This is a genomic window from Pantoea sp. AS-PWVM4, assembly GCF_000468095.1.
Lineage (GTDB): Bacteria > Pseudomonadota > Gammaproteobacteria > Enterobacterales > Enterobacteriaceae > Pantoea > Pantoea phytobeneficialis.
Genome location: NZ_ASZC01000019.1, coordinates 80,511 through 98,917 on the forward strand (window position 1 = coordinate 80,511; position 18,407 = coordinate 98,917).

Here is an 18,407-nt window from a genome sequence, read left to right on the forward strand (position 1 = left end):
AGCATGTTGTGGGTCCCAGGCGGATAGATTGGCGTTGTATAAACATTCACAGACTCATTACCCCAAACTGCCGCTGTAACGCAATTTTGCCCCTGGCGGTGAAGGTCACCTCCCGATATCCGGGCGTGATGGCTATCCATGCTTTTTGCCGGAACAGCGTCAGCAGTGCCGCACCGGCATCCCCTCCCAGATGAAAGCGTCTTTCGCTCCAGTCGAGGCAGGCACAGCAAGCTTTACGCCGGGATAAAGGATTCAGCACCGCGCCCAGATGCAAAAAATGGGTTTTGCCCGCAGGTGTCAGTGCTGCACCTCCGGGTTCCAGCCAGCCTTCCTGCTGCATAAAGTCGTAAATCTTCACAGCGATTTCACCTGCGAGGTGGTCATAGCAGGTTCTGGCATGGCGGAGATGCCGCGGTGTTCGTGATACCGCTGACGTGCCGTGGTTTATCGTCACGCCCATCAGTGTTTCCAATAGCCCGGCAATTTCACGTCCGGCAAGGCGATAATAGCGATGTCGCCCTTGTGTCAGGCAGAGGATTAGCCCGTTACTGAGCAGCCGCGAGAGATGACCACTGGTGGTGGATGGCGCAATGCCCGCTACCGCACTGAGTTCGGTCGCGGTCCAGGCGCGCCCATCCATTAATGCGCAGAGCATACTGACCCTCGACGGGTCAGCTATGGCGGCGGCAACGGCTGACATGGATTGTTCCAGCGAACTCTCCGGCAAGTCATCGGATGCGATATTCAACAGGTTCATGCAGGGGGTGTTTCCCATTCACGCGTCACTTCGGCGGCCCGTTCATCATTGTCAGTGACAAGAATAAGCCGGTTACTGTGATCGCTGTACTGTACCAATATATTCACACCGCTACGGGCAATCGCATCGGCAATTTCCCCCAGTTCTCCGGGACGTTCCTGGCGTAATTTTCTGATCAATGGACGGCAAATGTTCCTGACGTCAAAGCCTGCGTCAGCCAGTACCTGAAGCGCTTTTTCACCGTCTTCAACCAAAAAATGAGCATGCCCTTCTTCGGCGGTTGTAAACATCCCACCCCCTTCCAGGCCAACACCATTTTTACCCAACAGTTTACCAAAAGCAGCCAGTGAGCCGGGGGAATGCTTAAGAACAACGTGAATATCATACATGGTGTGGCGACTCCTGATCTGACGAGTAATCCCGTAATACGTGGGCAACGCGAATTCTGTAAAACGCAAAAATCGAACTTTTCCCCTCTTCCTGGGCAGACTGATGCATCAGATTGTCTTTCCAGCGGGCCACCGACGTCTCATCCTCCCACCATGACAGGGAAAGTATCTTTTCGGGATTATTCAGACTCTGAAACCTTTCCAGGGTGATAAACCCTGGCGCATCTGCCAGCAAGGGTTTCAACTCGGAGGCGAGTTGCAAATAGCGCGCCTGGGCAGCGGGTAAGGCTTGTGCTTCAAAAAGAACCGCAATCATTTCAACACTCCATCATTAAGATGGCGTCAGTTTAGGTCCGGCAGAACGCAATGCTTCGGTCGGCACCGAAATATGGAAAGTGGTCATAGCAAAAATGCCAATGTTTTGCGGTTTCTCGATGATATTAGTTACAACAGACAAAAGGGAATACAAAAAAACACTGGTTTGTGACACTGGCGAAAGATGCCCTCAGTCCCGCAATCAGGAAAAGTTTCCTGCTGACCGAAGGCGTATTTTAACGGAAATGATTAGGTTGTTGTAACTAAGGGCGCAGCGTTAATATCCTGCTACCGAAAGACCGATATGGGCAAATGAACATTGTCAGTGGCAGATGTTGCGGATAACCTTAATAACCATATAAGTTAAATGGGTATTGGGAAGGTTGTCATGAACCGTTTTATGATGGCAAACAGCCAGCAATGCATCGGATGCCGAGCCTGCGAAGTCGCCTGTGTCATGGCTCATAATGATGAGCAACATGTGTTAACCCCTGAGCAGTTCACTCCCCGTATTACGGTGATTAAACATCAACAACAGCGTAACGCTGTCACCTGCCATCATTGTGAAGATGCACCCTGTGCCCGTAGCTGTCCAAATGGCGCAATCAGCCGCGTCAATGATTCCGTGCAGGTTAATCAGCAGCTGTGTATCGGCTGTAAATCCTGTGTCATCGCCTGCCCTTTTGGCACCCTTCAGGTGTTAATCACCCCCACTGGCAAAGCCACCGCGCACAAATGCGATCTCTGCCTTGAACGCCGGGATGGGCCGGCCTGTGCGCAAAATTGTCCTACGCATGCTTTGCAACAGGTGAATAACGTTACCCTGACCAAACTGGTGCAATCACGCCGCCTGCGTGCCGCCAGTCAGGAGGCGCAACCCTGGCACCAGGTCGCCGTGCTGCCACCTGTATCTGACCATGCCAAAGTACGGCAAATGAAAGCATCGTCGCCACGGGGAGAAGCCGACAAACTCCCGTTGGAAATGCGCCAACAAAGCTTTGATGAAATCTACCTGCCATTTCGTGCAGAGCAGGCACAACGTGAGGCACAGCGCTGCCTCGCTTGTGGCGAGCATAGCATTTGCGAGTGGAACTGCCCCCTGCATAACCACATTCCGCAATGGATAGCACAAGTGAAAGCAGGCAATATCGCCGCCGCCGTTGCACTTTCACATCAAACCAACTGTTTGCCCGAAATCACCGGTCGCGTGTGCCCGCAGGACCGCCTGTGTGAAGGTGCCTGTACGCTTCACGACGAATATGGCTCAGTTACCATTGGCAATATTGAGCGATTTATCTCTGATCAGGCACTGGCGCAGGGGTGGCGGCCCGATTTAAGCACGGTGCAACAGGTGAATAAACGCGTCGCCATTATTGGCGCGGGTCCAGCCGGGCTGGCCTGCGCGGATGTGTTGGTGCGCAACGGCGTAGGCGCGACAGTTTATGACCGCCACCCGGAGATCGGCGGTTTACTGACCTTTGGTATTCCTTCTTTTAAACTGGATAAAGCGTTACTAGCGCGTCGGCGTGAGATCTTCAGCGCTATGGGCATCCGCTTTGAGTTGAACTGTGAGATTGGCAAAGACATCGCGCTGGAGACATTGCTCAGTGACTATGACGCCGTATTTATTGGCGTCGGAACCTATAACTCGATGAAGGCAAACCTGCCTAACGAAGACGCCCCCGGTGTCTGCGATGCACTCCCCTTCCTGATCGCCAATACCAGACAATTGATGGGGCTGCCACCCGCTGCCGGACAACCGTTTATCAACACCGCCGGTCTGAACGTCGTGGTGTTGGGAGGGGGAGATACCGCGATGGACTGCGTGCGCACGGCGCTACGCCACGGGGCGAATAAAGTGACCTGTGCGTATCGTCGCGATGAGGCCAATATGCCTGGCTCCAGGAAGGAGGTGAAAAACGCACATGATGAGGGGGCAGAGTTTGAATTCAACGTACAGCCAGTGCAACTGGAACTGGACGACAGTGGCAAGGTTTGCGGTATCCGTCTGCTGCGCACACAACCGGGTGAGCAAGATGCAACGGGCCGCCGTCGGCCAGTGCCGATTGAGGGAAGCGAGTTTGTCATGCCTGCCGATATCGTGATTATGGCATTTGGTTTTAATCCTCACGCCCTGCCCTGGCTGGTGAGTCAGAATGTTCAACTGGATGCCCGTGGCCGCATTGCCGCCAACGTTAACAGCACCTACCGTTACCAGACCAGCAATCCGCAAATTTTCGCTGGCGGTGATGCGGTGCGCGGTGCAGACCTGGTGGTAACGGCGATGGCCGAAGGTCGTCATGCGGCACAAGGTATGATGGACTGGCTGGAAATATAAGATGGGGTGTGCAACCGACCAAAATATGAATTAATTGTTTCTGAATATCGATAATAACGGTTAAATTCGCCACATCTGGTGGCGAATTGAAATCCCGACAGACAGTTAATATTTATAAAATATGTGATCGACTTCAAACAAATTTTAAAATGCCGTAAATACCTGAAAAAAATAATAACTTTATTATGCAAATGCACATTGCCTTGCGCCAGGGTAAACCTTATCGTTTTCTGGTGGAGAAATAAATAACAACGTTAAATCAGGATTGATATGTGCAAAGCGACCTGCATTCTTCCAGTGTAAATAATTAATTTATTCCAGGCATCCCTGACTTGAAGAATTCATTATTTACATTTTTAAAATTCTATCAAGTTTAAGGTGGTGCCAGATGGCTCAAGTCAATGAAGTCGGCGATGTTGTTCATGCCAGGAAAACCAATGTCAGGTGGCATGTTGTTATTATCCTTTTTATCATAACCGCCGTGAGTGTTGGCGATCGCTCCACGCTGGCAATTGCCGGTAAAGATATGACCACCTCTCTGGGAATTAACCCTGGCCAGATGGGATGGGTATTCTCAGCATTCGCCTGGGCATACTGTATGGCACAGATTCCCGGCGGCTGGTTACTGGACCGTTTCGGTTCAAAAAAAATCTATCTCTGCGGCCTGTGTTTGTGGTCAGTGTTTACTTTATTGCAGGGTTTTGTGGAAGTTTTCCACGGTTCCACTGCCATCATCTGTTTCACCGTTCTCCTGTTTCTGGTTGGCCTGTGTGAGGCGCCGGTCATGCCGGGAAACAGTCGTTTTGTCGCCGCCTGGTTTCCCTCCAAAGAAAGAGCTACCGCCGCCGCAGTTTTTAATTCGGCACAATATTTCGCGACAGCGATTTTTGCACCCATAATGGGTTGGCTGACACTGAATTATGGCTGGCAATCTATTTTTATCTTTATGGGTCTGTTGGGTATCATCATTACGTTCTCTGCGGCCAGAGTGATCCATAATCCATTGAACCATCCCCGCGTGAATGACGAAGAGATTGAGTATATCCGTGAGGGCGGCGCACTGGTGGATATGGATCAGGGCAAGTCAAAGACAGCTTCCGCATTCAATATCAGCGCCTTCAAGCAATTGGTCACTAATCGCATGTTATTAGGGATTTATCTTGGTCAATATTGCATCAACGTTTTGACGTTCTTTTTCATTACCTGGTTTCCGCTTTATCTGGCAATGGATAAGGGTCTGGATATCAAAACGGTTGGATTTATTGCGGCCATCCCGGCAATTTGCGGGTTTCTGGGCGGATTGATGGGCGGTGTGATCTCGGACCGTATTTTACGCATCACGAAATCACTGTCTATCGCACGTAAAACGCCAATTGTCCTCGGCATGCTGCTCTCGATGGTGATGGTGTTCTGTAACTATGTCGACTCGATTTACCTGGTTGTCTTATTCATGTCACTGGCTTTTCTTGGCAAAGGCATTGGCGCACTGGGATGGGCAGTGATGTCGGACACCGCCCCGAAAGAGATGGCAGGTGTCGCCGGTGGGTTATTTAATTTGTGTGGTAACTTCGCAGGCATCATTTCTCCGGTTGTCATTGGCTATATCGTAAAAGCTACAGGACATTTTGAATGGGCGCTGGTATTCGTTGCTATCCATGCGCTCATCGCCATTTTCAGCTTTGTGGTCATCGTGGGTCCGGTTAAACGTATTGAACTGAAAAAGGCGCTTTAAGCCTTTACCATGCCACGGATGGCACCGGGTCTGATTCCAGTCAACCTTCTCCTGACAATCCGCATATTTATTACCTCAGAAAAAAGCCCATTTCCAAAACAGAGATGGGCGAATTCACTTCCTTTTTTTTGTTTTTTTACTAGTATTTCCCTGATGCTGCTTTTTCAGCTTAAAAGTATGCCGTTTCAGTACAGATGTGAAAGGTTGACTTCAGGTAGGGTTGGATTTATGTAGGGTTATTTTTATGTAGTTCTATGTCAACGGAGAGACAAAAACGATGAAATCATTATCAATACCCCATAATTTAATTCAGATGTTTGAAAATGACACCGTGGTAGGCTGGGCGATCAAAGACCGCACCTCAAAATTTGTCTATGTAAATAAAGCATTCAAGATCTGGCAAACTATCGCCACCTCTTATGATTACGAAGGCCGTAAAATCCACGACGTTCCGGTACCAGTCGCTGAATTTGCCGATATATTTGAACAGCAGGAAAGGTTTGTAGAAAGCTCAGGAACTATTTTAAGAGCCATCACGACGCATATTCAGGGTCGTGAAAAGATAATGCAGCCGGTTTATAATATTCAGGAACCACTTTATGACGAAAGCGGCACATGCATAGGGACAATAATAAGCGTAAGACACGTTAATATCCTTACACCCACATCATTATTAAATGGCAAGCTGAATCAACACGCCACTTTTCAAACTCCATCTGATATTTTTACAGAAAAGGAATGGGAAGTAATGTATTTATTACTTTGTAATCTCAGCCTTAAGGAGATAAGTAATGTTCTTGGCATTTCTGTGGATGCCGTGAACGGGAGGCTGAGAAGCTCCTTCAGAAAAACCGGTGTAAACTCATCGGCGGCATTAGTTGATTTTTGCAGAACCAGTAGATTTGATAACTATATTCCTCAGTTTTTCCTCAAAAAAGGCCACATCGTCATAACTGGTTGATAAAAATGGAATTTTACTTCAAAAATTCATTGCTGGGATGGGCGGTAAAAGATCACTCATCCCGATACGTTTATGCCAATGACCGAGCCTGCAATTACTTCAACATCCCTTCTGATAAAATAAACGGGTGTACAGACCGGGATCTGATTAAAGATATTGATAGTGTTTACCACAGCATCATACTCGATGATCAAAAAATCGCCCGCACCGGCAGGATGAGTGTTGTGGTGAAAATCGTGAGTTATGGCGGAAAGGATGAACGCAAAGCATTCAGGGTTGAAAAACGCCCCTGGCAGTTCAAAGATGGCTCAGTCGGCATCATCTGCACTTACATTGAGTTGGCTAACGTGTATTTTTCAACGTTCATCACGCATTCCAGTCGAAGATCACTGGTATTCACTAAACCTTCTGATTTTTTCACCGACCGGGAATGGGAAGTGATTTTGCTATTATTTTGCAGTGTCAAACAGAACATCATGTCAGACATGCTCGGTATTAGCGCCTTCACGTTAAGGAACAGGATAATACGTTGTTGTCAGAAGGCGGGAGCACTGAATACCTCGAGTCTGCTGCAATATTGCTATTGCAAGGGGTGGGATAATTATGTCCCACCTTACTTTTTAAACAAGAGATACCTGGTCATTGAACAATAATGGGACAAGCACTGGCGGACCTTAAGCCCGCCAGCATGTCACCGTTAAAACGGTGCCACCTGCGCCAGACTCACGGGGTGCCGCTGCCGCCACCAGCCAAAGCTCAGTAAAGAAATTCCACCAATGATGACCAGAGCGCCCAGCAAAGTGAAGCCTGACATATAACTTCCCGTACGCGCATACAGAATCGCGACCATGAAACCCGCCAGCGTACCGCCACCACCGGCACCAATGCCATTGACGATGCCCGATGCAGCCCCCACCGCATGAGGACGCACACTTGACTGGATGATCGACCAGATATTCGGCGTAAAGCTACTGGCGTAATAGCCCATTGCCAGGGTGATCAACGTCATTTTCACCACGGCGCTCTCGACCCACGGCAACAGCAGCAACATCGCGCCAGGGATCAGCAGACCCAATGCGGCGATTAAAATCCGCTTACCGGTTTTGTCACTCAGCCATGACATAGGGATAGCCAGCAATACGGCCAGCAGGTAGGGCAGCGCGCTGGCAAATGCCTGGCTCCATCCGGTGAAGCCGAGGGATGTCACCACCATTGGAATCCAGAGCGTAATCCCCCAGAACAACATCCCCTGCGTAAGATAAGTGATGATCAGCAACACAAACGACATGCCGCCAAAATCCTCACGGGTCAGACGCACTTTGCGCGGGACCACCTGCGCCTGCTGCAACGGCGCATCACGCGTATTCAACAGCACGCGGGCATAGAGCGGCACCATCACAAGTAATCCAATGCCGCCACAGAGGAAAAAGAGATTACGCCAGCCCATCATATTGTGTAGCGGTGTCAGGATGATAAATCCCAGTCCGAGCGCTAAAAACTGGCCGTAATAATGGATAAGGCTGTTGGCGCGGGTCAGTTCTGCCGGGGAGAACCACAGCCGCACAAAGCGGGATTGCTGCGGCCAGTAAATCCCTTCCGCCACCCCCAGCACGAAGCGACAGGCGACCAGAAAGGCCACGCTGCTGACCAGGCCGGTGGTGAGGGTAGCCAAAGACCAAAGTGCCATCATACCGATCGCGATGGTTTTAGGGTCAAATCGGGTGGTGAAGATACCGCCGGAGATATTCGCAACGATATAACCGATGAGAAAAGCCGTCAGTACCAGGCTTGAGGTGGTGGCAAACCCGGCTCCGCTAAAACCGAGATCCTGAGCCACGTCCTTCAGCGTAACGGAGAGATTAGTGCGGTCGATGTAAGAGATAAACATACCCAACATCAGCGTACCGCCAATACGTAACCATGGAGATTGCATAGAGATGACCTCAGTAAAAGTCAGCAGCGCGCCACAAGGGAACGCCTGCTTTCAGGGTGAGTTGAGGCATCAGCAACTGGCTACCTGTCAGGGTATGCTGATGGACATCGGTAAAGGTAACCGAACGATTTTCAAGCCGGAAAAGCGCCACATCGGCATAACTGCCCGGCGCCAGGGTGCCTATCTGATGTTGCATTCCCAGTAAGGCCGCAGGCCGGGCGGTACAGCGGGCAACCACCTGGTGCAGCGACAAACCCAGCGCAAGAAACTTCGACATCACCCAAGGCAAGCCATACACCGGTGCACGGTGCAACGTCATTGATGACAGATCGCTACTGATGATATCCGGCAGAAAATCATCCTCCACGGCACGCTGAGCCACCTGCTGGGAAAAGTTATTACGGCCATGAGCACAATCAAAGATCACCCCGCGCTGGCGTGCCAGGCGCGCCGCAGGCTTAACGCGCCCCTGTTCATCAAGCAGTGTGTCCCCTTTGCCGTGGTAGCAATGGGCGAACACATCCCCGGCACGGAATATCTCCAGCAGTTGTTCGGTGGTTTGCACCGGGTCAGTCATGTGCACGGCGACACGACAATTAAGCGTCTCAGCCATCTCAACGGCACGTATCATCGGACGGGAACCCAGTTCACCGACAATGCCGCGTTCTTCTTTCAATTTCAGACCGAGCAGAACATCAGGATACTGGCGGAAAAGTTGCTGTAATCGGGGGAGGTCGAAATACGCCGGATCGTGATTCTCTTCTTGCCAAAGCTGGCCTGCCGGATACGCAGCGACATAAGCTTTAATACGTACCAGGCTACGGGGGATCTGGTCGCGCAGAAAGCTTTCGACATTGGCGCTCCCGGCAGAACCGGCATCAACCACGGTAGTGACACCAAACGGCAGGGTGGCAAGATCGGGAGGTACGCTACTGTGGGTGCCGCCATAAAATACATGGGCGTGATAATCAATTAACCCGGGAAACGCATAGCAACCGGCAGCGTCGATAATCTCAGTCGTGCCGCTGACAGGCGTATCCTCCGGGGCAATGACATCATTCAGGATATGGATATCCTGACGGCATTCCGTTCCTCTGGCGGGATCAATAACAATGGCATTCTTAATTAACAGATGTTTTTCGGGCATAGGGACAGACCTTATTTGTGGTTATTCACCTTTTATTCCCTCTAAGCCTGGTGTTAAACACTGAATTAAGCATCGTTCATCTGCCCGGATTTAACGCCATCAGGAGCTTATTCTCTGTGAAAATAACCAATTTGATTTTAACTGCTTCACACTATTTTTTATTTTGTGAGCAACTCCGTGCTGACACAAAAAATAACAAATTTACATAAAATGACGCACGGAAATAGCAAAGTTGCTGAGGTGACATAGCAGCAGACTTCTCAGTCTGCTGCCCACCCATCAGGGATTTACGGGTAACTCACCGATGTTATTGCGCTCGGGTCGAGATGTTTACTCAATGTCTTGATTGCCGACTTCATCGGGCACAACGTACCGACGTCAGTGATACGGCAGTCGGCCTGACGCCACTCTTCACGCAGCAACGGATGAGCCTGGTCGACTGACTGTAAATGACGCAGGTCGTCCAGACTTTGTCCCTGAAAGAAGACATGGATAAACCGCTCACCACTTTGCGTGTCACGCCAGCGCTCAAAGACCAGACTGCTTCCCGGCGGAATATTGCCACGCGTATAGCCCGGCAGCGTCCAGCTGAAGCCCATCAGCGTGCGCACCATCGCGATATTGGTATCATGTGCAACCAGCAGTAACCAACGCGTATCCGGCATCGACGCCGGGGGATGACCCACCCCCTGCAACATGGCGTTCAGCAATATGGAACCCCGTTTCTGCGCGGTATAAAGCACGTCATTACTGAGATCATAATTGGCGGTCAGCAAGGGCAAGATCTCGGTTATCTGTGCAGCCGTTGTGATTTTCCCCCAGGCGAGCTGACTGAGCGGCAAATTTTCATTCCAGCCAAGCCGCAAGGTTTCCACCATATTAGCCAGCACGCTCAGACCCTCAACATAGGTTTTGCCACTTTTGCTTTGTTTTATTTGCCAGGGTTTATCAAAAAAAGAGCAGTCCGTTCCGGGAGCGCATACCGCGGCCTTCAGTGCGCTCACCGCGGGCTGCAATGCCTGTTGTCGTGCCGCCAGATCTCCCGCTTTGGCCTGTACCGCGGCCAACTGTGTTGCCGGTTCGGTGTTCGTCGCCGGAAACGCTTCGGTCTGGAACAACGGATCGTTCTCCTCCTTCACGCGGTGAATGGCAACACCACAACCGGGAAATGCCCCATCAACCAACGCCAGGGCTGTCGCCTGGGTACGTTGTAACGGACTGGCTCTGACATAAATATCCTGTGGCTGCGGGCAACCGGCGGTCAGTAAACCGAGCTGGCGATAGTGTTCACCTTCCCAGCGTCCTTTGTTTACCACCGCCGCATAACCATGTCCGGTCAGTTCACCGTCACGGGTGACCCAGGTTGTCCAGTGACGATGCGTGGCGGCCTCGATGTCCTTGCGGTTATCCGGCGTGGGTGGCCGGATGCCGTGGCGGCTGAGTTCCACCACTTTCTCCAGTTGATAATGTGCAGCTGCGTGGGTTTGCGTTGCGCATAACCACAGTGCTCCGGCGATGAACAGGCGTGCAGCGGCCTGATGTCTGCGTGGCATCATAATCTCTTCCTTTATTGAGGTAATTAAGATGAAAACAGGGTGCGGTGTTCGCTGGCGTTGCGTCTCGCCACCATCACAGCAGTGACAAAACACAACAACGCGGAAACAAGACCGGCTGCCACCCAGAACAGGGACAACGTGTGAAAATCGTAAAGTTTTTTGCCGTTTTCCATCACCGAGGTTTTATCGATGATAAAGCCGGTCAGGAACTCACCAAAACCCGCGCCAGCGTAGCTGACAATACCAATGGTGCCCAGCGCAGCGCCTGCTGCTTTGCGCGAGGAGATATCCACAGCGAGCAAACCGCCCAGAAAGCAGGTCAGCGCGCCAATGGTGGCACCGAAGATCACCATCGACAGAATATCGGTGTAGTAGCTGTGTGGGGACCACAGCATCAGGGCAAATCCGGCGGTGTTAATCAGACTAATAAAACCCGCCATAATGCTGCGATTACGGGCAAAGAAACGGTCTGATAACACGCCAGCGAGAATGGTGCCAACGATGCCGGCAATCGCATTTACACCAATAATGGCGGAGGCTTCGACGGTGGTGTACCCCTTGCCTTGTTGCAGGAAAAAGATGCCCCAGGAATTCACACCGTAGCGATCGATATACATAAATGCCGAAGCCAGCGCCAGCGTCCAGAGCGCCGGGTTGCGCAGCGCCATCAGTTGATTACGCAGCACCGAACTTCTGGCTTCTTCTTCTTCAAGCGGTTCATCGCTGATGGTATTGATTGAGGGAAAACCGCTGCTCTGCGGCGAGTCACGCATAAACAACAGCATGATCACCACGCCTACGGCACCCAGCGCCGCGGTGGAGAGATACCCCATATGCCAGCCGTAACCGGCAATAACCGCAGCAATCACCATGTAGGTCATGGCTTCGCCGATATTGTGCGCCGTTGACCAGATGGAATAGAAGGTGCCGCGCTCCTTCGTCCCGTACCAACGTGCCAGCGACACGGCGCAGGGCCCGACCCCCATTGACTGTGCCCAGCCATTGATGCCCCAGAAAATCGCCAGCATCATGGCATTGGTGGTCATGCCCATCATCAGGTTCATGCCCGCACTGAGCAATAATCCCAGGCTCATAAAGCGCACCACGTTGGCATGATCCGCGAGAAACCCGTTCACAAACTTACCGATGGCATAACTAAAGAAGAGTGCAGAACCAATCATGCCCAATTCTGACGGTGAAATCCCTAAATCCACCAGCGCACTTTTGGCAACGGTAAAGGAAAGACGGCACACATAAAAGGTGACGTAGGCCAGTGTCATCGCCAGAAAGGTCTGCCAGCGCACCACGCGAAAACGGTTTTCATTAAAAGTTATGCCGTCTTTCGCCGGGCTGGCCCGGAAAAAGCTGAGTAATCCAGACATCATCGTATCTCCGTTGGCGGAGGCGGTGCTGATTGATGTGTTTCATCCCTGAGAGCGTGTTCCCTGTTGTGTAGAGTACATAATCAGATGCCCTGGCCGTGCAGGTTAAAGTAAGGGTTGTTTAACCCATTGTTTTAATTGTGGGTAAATCTTTTCACTTGCCAAAAGAACAACATTTCCGCGCGCGATCCCCTCCGCCGCCAGATAATCGTTGGTGATACCACCCGCCTCCCGCATCAACACGATCCCCGGTAATCCATCCCAGGGGTTCATATGCGGCTCGTAATAACCAATCAGACGACCCGCCGCAGCCCAGGCGCTCATTAACGCGCCAGAGCCATTGCGCACGAACATGCCGCCATGTTGCAGAAGTTGGTCAAGAAACGGCAGGAAATCTTCAGTAGAAACGCGATGCGACGTGCCGACACCCATCACCCCACCCGCGACGGTGGTCGCCGGATGCGGCGAGATTTGCTGATCGTTCAGCCACGCGCCCTGCCCTTTGCAGGCATGGAACAGCTCGTGGTGATTGGGGTCATACACCACGCCGATCACCGGTTCGCCGTCAATAACGACGGCCAGCGAGAGACACCAGGTATGCAGGCCGTTGAGAAAACAGCTGGTGCCATCGATAGGGTCCACTACCCACAGCACCGATTTCCCCTGATCGGCCGTGCCGCTCTCTTCGCCGAGGAAACCATCGTTCGGAAATGCCTCCGCTATCCACGATTTTACGAAGGACTCCACCTCACAATCGGCGCGGCTGACCACATCCTGCAAGTCGCTCCCTTTGTGCAGGGTTTGCAGACTGTCACGCTGTTGATAGAACTCATACGCCAGTTTTCCACCTGACTCAGCAAGACTACAGGCGAAGCGATAGCGCGCCAAAAGCGAATCATTTTCACTGGTTAACATAACCTCTCCCTAAAATGCACACGCGTGCATTATGCGATAAAAAATTAGCCCCGAAGGGCAGAGAGAGTGTGGCGGCAGTCGGCAGATTATACTGTGACCGATGCCGCATAAAATTAATTTTCCATTAAGCGCTGTTACGGATAATTAATTTCACTGGTACGGCACGCTGCCGTGAAGGGAGCTCAAACTGCGCAATCCGTGTGATAAGAAGATCGACCGCATGGTGTGCCAGTGCGTCGGTATCCTGTTGAATTGTCGTGAGATGATAGGGATCCCATTCTGCCTGGGGTATATCATCGAACCCGATGACAGCGGGGAGTACCGTCCCATCATTAAGGGAACGAAGACCGTCAATTGCGCCCAGCGCCAGCATATCTGTGGCACAAATCAGCACATGGCAGCGACTCAGGGTGATAGCTGCGGCACGCCCTGCCGCATAACCACCACCCGCGATAAATTGTGGGGTGATGTTAAAATCAGGGGCGGCTAACACCAGCGCCTGGTAACGTTCGCGAGTACTGAAATTCGACGCATCTTCTCCAATAAACCCCACCTCCTGCCAGCCTCGTTGCCGACAGTAATCCGCCATCAACTGCATTCCCTGGGCATTATCGCTGGCAACACGATCGCAACCTTGCAGACTGGCATCACGGTTAATCAGGGTGACCGGGATTTTGCGCGCCAGATACTCCTCCGCCAGGGAGAGTGGCGGCGCACCTGAAGTAATAATCACCCCCGCCACATGGTAACTCAGCAGTTGTTTCAGCGAAGGCGCAAGCTGTTCGGGATCGTCGGCGTTCATCAGCAACGGCATAAACCCCTGCAACGCCAACTGATGCACCAGCGGCGAAAGCAGCTTACTGCGGAAAGGGTTGTCAAAACCGGAGGTAATAATACCGATGAAATTGCTGCTCCCGGTATTCATCGTGCGAGCGATAATGTTGACCTGATAGCCCAATTGTTCAGCGGCCTGTAATACTTTGGCGCGCGTTTTTTCCGCAACGGATGCCCCGGGAGTAAAGGTACGTGACACCGCAGAACGTGAAACACCCGCCAGACGGGCCACATCTTCGGCCTTCACCCAGTTTTTGTTTTTCTCACTCATGCTGAGTCTTCACTGTGATCATCCCTTTTTGTGGAGAAACATTCACATTATCAAATCTGTGAGGCGTTGCAATCTCATGCATCTGTCGCCATGCGGGAATTTCATATTGAAATATGCGAATTAATTTAATAACTATCAATAAATTATATTTTCCAGTGCATGGGAATAATCTCGTGTTTTTGCCTGTTGTTAGCCGTTAAGGTTGTGAATCGGCAGTGGACGTTGTTTACTGAGGCAATCAAGGGAGGGACCAGCCTATGTTAACCTGCTTTTCCATCGCCAATTATCGATCCATCCGCGATCTGACCTTGCCGCTGGAACGCTTGAATGTGATTACCGGCGAGAATGGCAGCGGTAAATCAAACCTCTACAAGGCGCTGCGCCTGCTGGCCGAGACAGCCAAAGAGGGGGTGATCAATGCGCTGGCAGAAGAAGGCGGGTTGACCTCAACCTACTGGGCAGGTCCGGAAACGCTGTCGCGCAGTATGAAACGTGGCGATGTGCCAATCGAAGGTGGGCCACGCCATCATGTGGTGCGCCTTAAGCTGGGCTTTGCCAGTGACCATTATGGTTATGCCATTACCCTGGGCTTGCCGACCCCGAGTTCATCCGCCTTTGCACATGACCCGGAGATCAAGCGAGAGGTTATTTTTAATGGTCCGTACTACCGCCCGGCTTCCTCATTAGTCGAGCGAAAAGGCAATCTGCTTAAAGTCCGCGCAGACAGACAATGGCAGGTCGCCGCACAGAAAGTACCGGTCTACGGCAGCATGTTCGACCAACTGGCCGATCCCACCACTGCGCCAGAGGTTTTCCAGGTGCGTGAAATGATACGCAACTGGCGTTTCTACGATCATTTCCGTACCGATAAAGACGCCCCTGCACGCCAGGGGCAACTGTTAACGCGCACCCCGGTTCTGCACCATGACGGCAGAGACCTGGCATCAGCAATTCAAACCATTATTGAAACCGGCGATCGCCAGGCGCTTGCCCGTGCAATTAACGATGCTTTTCCTGGCAGTCGGCTGGAGGTCATACAGCCAGGCGAGGGACGAGGTGCGATCGCTTTCTACCAACATGGTCTGCTACGTCCTCTTTCGGCCGCCGAACTCTCTGACGGCACGCTGCGGTTTATTCTTTGGGTAGCCGCCTTGCTGACGCCACGCCCACCCGAATTGATGGTGCTGAACGAACCTGAAACCAGCCTGCATCCGGACCTGCTGCCTGCGCTGGCGCGCTTAATTCTTCAGGCTTCGCAACATACGCAAATTTGGGTAATCTCTCACGCCAGCCGTCTGGTTAATGCGCTGATGCAAGACCCAGAATGTCACCTGATTGAGCTGGAAAAGGAGCTGGGGCAGACGCAGATTAAAGGACAGGATATTCTCGACGTACCCGCCTGGCATTGGCCTGATGAGTGATGTCACACCGTCACGTCAGGTAAACGTCATTGCCCAGGTGATCACCCCAGCCACTACCGTGGTGAAGGTCAGCGCGACGAGGAAAAGAATATCGACCATTTTTTCCAGCCGGTGATTGCGCCGCTGGTTGCGGGTGCGTAGCGCCCAGTAAGACATGATGGTGGTCGCCAGATAAAGAATGGCATTGATGGCGAGCAGATCATCGCCAAGCGTATCTTCACGTCTCAGGGTGGTCACAACCTGAAAAATACCGATAACCGTAATACAAACGCCGACCATCGCCGCCGACGCCATAAAGATATGCACACAAATATCTTCATCCAGCCTGTTACTGATTTTGGGTTTGATCATCAGCATCACCTTAAAAAGAGCAACGTTCGATTTCTCAAATAGTGGTGATTCACTCTAACCTTATAAGGTTAACTCAGACTGAGGAGAGAGAATATGGCTAGCGGCTGGTCTGGTGATGGCGCCGTTCAGGATCAGATTGACGCCACTGTTGATGATGCCGTTGCCCGGGCACGGAGTCATCTGGGCCAGGGTGAAAGCGCCCACTATTGCGACGAATGTGGTGAGCCGATTCCCGAGGCTCGACGGCTGGCATTACCCGGGGTTCGCTACTGTATCAAATGCCAGAGCGAGCGAGACAAACATGAGGCCAGCCATAGCGGGTACAACCGTCGCGGCAGTAAAGACAGCCAACTGAGATAGCCTATCAGGGCAGCGTTATTCTGGTTCTATCCAGGTTGAAGTAAAGTCGAACCAGCCCAGATTATTAAAATGCATCCCCTGTGCCTGCTCTGGCCCCTGCAAACGCATCCAGTGGTGAAACAATGGCTGCAACCACCCTTCCCTGATAATGATCTCCGTCAGTTGCCTGGCAGGGAGTACACCCGCACGCCACTGCTGCTGCCAGTGGGAAAATAAATGCTCATCGCCACCAGAAATGGAGGTTTTTAATAATGGCATACCGGTCAGCCAGGCACCGACATTCCAGGCTTCCGGCAAGGTAAAATTCACCGTGCCTAACCATAAATCCGCATCACCGGCGCCTGCCGCCCAGGCTTCATAGGGCATTTCAATCGCCTCAACGTCAACACCACTGGCTGCCAGAATCTGCTGACATGCCCGAATTAACACGGGAAATTCCCAGTGTTGATGGTGGTACGCCAGGCGCAGGCGCTGAAGGCCCGGAGTGTGCATCCTCCCTTGCGCAATCTGATGCGACCAGTCGGAAAGCAAGCTCTCTGCGGGTAGCCACAGCGCCCGGACCGCTTCCGGCATTTGTTGCCTGATAGCTTGCGGTGCCAATTGCGCCCGAATCCAGCGTCGGTGTGCAGGGCTATGCCACAAGGGCGAACGGCTGTCGCACAGCAAAAAGTAGCCGCCGCGCTCCAGTACCGGCTCTTCTGCTGACGCGGTAAAGTGCGCCCCCAGCGCGGCGACGTACTCGATATCGCTCATCCCGGAACTCAGCAACGCCGAAGGTCGGTCGGAAGAGACAGGTTCCAGGCAGGTAATGATATCAATTTCGTCCAACAGGCTGCGAAAGCCAAAGTAGCGATCAAACGCGGTCAGGCGCAGGTGCCATTCGTTATTTTCCGCGACCTGATAAGGCCCGGAACCGACAGGGTGCGAGGCAAAATCAGGCCGCTGGTGATGGTCGGCGGGCAGAATCAATGCGGCGGCATCCGCCAACAATTGTGGCAACAACTCATCCGGGTGGCTCAGTTCAATCATGACGCTCAGCTCACCCTGCGCCAGCACGCTTTTAAGATGAGAAAAAAGTGGGGATTGCGCGCTGCGGGTCAGGGAAGCCACCACATCGTGGCTGGTTAATGACGTGCCATCGTGAAACAGCACTCCGGGACGCAGGTAGAATCGCCAGTGCAGCGCATCAAGCCTGCGCCAACGGTGCGCGATATCCTGCTCAACCTGCCCGGAGTGCTCATCAATACGTGTCAGCCCGCTAAATATCTGCCGGATTAGGTGAATTTCCGTACGCCGCAACGCCGTTCCGGGATAGAGGTTTTGCAGGGATCGATAATAAGGCACACGCAGCGACTGACGTTCATCCTGCACGCTGTGGCCCAGGCGACCGCGCAGCAGGGAGGCCAGATGGTGTTTCTCATCACCCAATAATGTCAGGACGCCACGCATATCGTTCAGATCCAGCAGGCGTTCAGCCTTTGCCAGCATCAGTTGCTGTTGTGAATAGCGTAGCTCCAGTTTTGCCAGATGCCCGCGACCGGGGCGGGCATGCCAGGCCAGCCACCCGGCAGATTGCATCTGGATAATCAGGGTGCGCATATGTCGTTTGCTGCAAAACAGCGCATCAGCGAGGGTTTGCAGCGTGGTCAGTGCCTCGCGCTGCGGAAACAGGGTTAACAACTTTTGATAATGCTGCTCAAGACGTTGGCTACTCATAAAAGATGAACTCTATAGCGCAAAAGACA

At 52.2% G+C, this 18,407-nt stretch carries 17 protein-coding genes; 6 read left to right on the top strand and 11 right to left on the bottom strand.

Translation table 11 applies throughout. The features are described 5' to 3' along the window. Positions 1–46: 46 nt before the first annotated feature. From L579_RS17560 to L579_RS17570, 3 genes are read right to left on the bottom strand one after another with little or no spacing between them, the layout of a single operon-like run. Positions 47–757 (bottom strand): ArsR/SmtB family transcription factor, encoded by a 711-nt coding sequence (locus L579_RS17560; protein WP_021185526.1) that lies wholly within the window; start codon positions 755–757, stop codon positions 47–49. Beyond that, positions 754–1,146, bottom strand: a complete 393-nt coding sequence (locus L579_RS17565) for a hypothetical protein (protein WP_021185527.1) — start codon at positions 1,144–1,146, stop codon at positions 754–756. The genes L579_RS17560 and L579_RS17565 overlap by 4 nt, the downstream gene beginning before the upstream one ends. Beyond that, positions 1,139–1,462, bottom strand: a complete 324-nt coding sequence (locus tag L579_RS17570; protein WP_021185528.1) for an antibiotic biosynthesis monooxygenase family protein — start codon at positions 1,460–1,462, stop codon at positions 1,139–1,141. The genes L579_RS17565 and L579_RS17570 overlap by 8 nt, the downstream gene beginning before the upstream one ends. Positions 1,463–1,849: 387 nt before the next feature. Here L579_RS17570 and aegA point away from each other — a divergent pair, with 387 nt between their 5' ends. From aegA to L579_RS17590, 4 genes are all read left to right on the top strand, one after another. Continuing rightward, positions 1,850–3,799 carry a formate-dependent uric acid utilization protein AegA gene (gene aegA, locus L579_RS17575; protein WP_021185530.1) on the top strand — a complete coding sequence of 650 codons (1,950 nt, stop codon included), beginning with the start codon at positions 1,850–1,852 and terminating at the stop codon, positions 3,797–3,799. Between the two features lie 388 nt (positions 3,800–4,187). Beyond that, positions 4,188–5,531, top strand: coding sequence for an MFS transporter (locus tag L579_RS17580; RefSeq protein WP_021185531.1), 1,344 nt, complete (start codon positions 4,188–4,190; stop codon positions 5,529–5,531). A gap of 277 nt (positions 5,532–5,808) precedes the next feature. Beyond that, positions 5,809–6,492, top strand: coding sequence for a helix-turn-helix transcriptional regulator (locus tag L579_RS17585; RefSeq protein WP_036627247.1), 684 nt, complete (start codon positions 5,809–5,811; stop codon positions 6,490–6,492). 5 nt (positions 6,493–6,497) lie between these two features. Continuing rightward, positions 6,498–7,145, top strand: a complete 648-nt coding sequence (locus L579_RS17590; RefSeq protein ID WP_036627251.1) for a PAS domain-containing protein — start codon at positions 6,498–6,500, stop codon at positions 7,143–7,145. Between the two features lie 44 nt (positions 7,146–7,189). On the opposite strand, the gene L579_RS17595 is transcribed toward L579_RS17590, so the two are convergent. From L579_RS17595 to L579_RS17620, 6 genes are all read right to left on the bottom strand, one after another. Continuing rightward, positions 7,190–8,425, bottom strand: a complete 1,236-nt coding sequence (locus tag L579_RS17595; RefSeq protein ID WP_021185533.1) for an MFS transporter — start codon at positions 8,423–8,425, stop codon at positions 7,190–7,192. Between the two features lie 10 nt (positions 8,426–8,435). Further along, positions 8,436–9,572 (bottom strand): metallo-dependent hydrolase, encoded by a 1,137-nt coding sequence (locus tag L579_RS17600; RefSeq protein ID WP_021185534.1) that lies wholly within the window; start codon positions 9,570–9,572, stop codon positions 8,436–8,438. 287 nt (positions 9,573–9,859) lie between these two features. After that, on the bottom strand, positions 9,860–11,128 hold the full coding sequence (locus L579_RS17605) for a histidine-type phosphatase (RefSeq protein ID WP_021185535.1): 1,269 nt from the start codon (positions 11,126–11,128) through the stop codon (positions 9,860–9,862). A 23-nt stretch (positions 11,129–11,151) separates the two neighbouring features. Next, a complete protein-coding gene (locus L579_RS17610) occupies positions 11,152–12,510 on the bottom strand; it encodes an MFS transporter (protein WP_036627357.1) in 1,359 nt (452 codons plus the stop codon). 105 nt (positions 12,511–12,615) lie between these two features. Continuing rightward, entirely contained in the window at positions 12,616–13,425 is an 810-nt protein-coding gene (locus tag L579_RS17615) for an inositol monophosphatase family protein (RefSeq protein WP_021185537.1), read from the bottom strand. Between the two features lie 124 nt (positions 13,426–13,549). Next, a complete protein-coding gene (locus tag L579_RS17620) occupies positions 13,550–14,530 on the bottom strand; it encodes a LacI family DNA-binding transcriptional regulator (RefSeq protein WP_021185538.1) in 981 nt (326 codons plus the stop codon). A 257-nt stretch (positions 14,531–14,787) separates the two neighbouring features. Here L579_RS17620 and L579_RS17625 point away from each other — a divergent pair, with 257 nt between their 5' ends. Continuing rightward, positions 14,788–15,951, top strand: coding sequence for an AAA family ATPase (locus L579_RS17625; RefSeq protein WP_021185539.1), 1,164 nt, complete (start codon positions 14,788–14,790; stop codon positions 15,949–15,951). Between the two features lie 15 nt (positions 15,952–15,966). Here the strand turns inward: L579_RS17625 and L579_RS17630 are convergent, their stop codons facing one another. Then, positions 15,967–16,302, bottom strand: a complete 336-nt coding sequence (locus tag L579_RS17630) for a hypothetical protein (protein WP_021185540.1) — start codon at positions 16,300–16,302, stop codon at positions 15,967–15,969. Positions 16,303–16,395: 93 nt separating this feature from the next. Between L579_RS17630 and L579_RS17635 the strand changes: the two genes are divergently transcribed. Further along, the gene (locus L579_RS17635; protein ID WP_036627261.1) at positions 16,396–16,662 is read left to right on the top strand and encodes a DksA/TraR family C4-type zinc finger protein; all 267 of its coding nucleotides are present in this window, start codon (positions 16,396–16,398) and stop codon (positions 16,660–16,662) included. 15 nt (positions 16,663–16,677) lie between these two features. Here L579_RS17635 and sgrR read toward each other — a convergent pair whose 3' ends face one another. Then, on the bottom strand, positions 16,678–18,378 hold the full coding sequence (gene sgrR, locus L579_RS17640) for an HTH-type transcriptional regulator SgrR (protein ID WP_021185542.1): 1,701 nt from the start codon (positions 18,376–18,378) through the stop codon (positions 16,678–16,680). Positions 18,379–18,407: the final 29 nt, after the last annotated feature.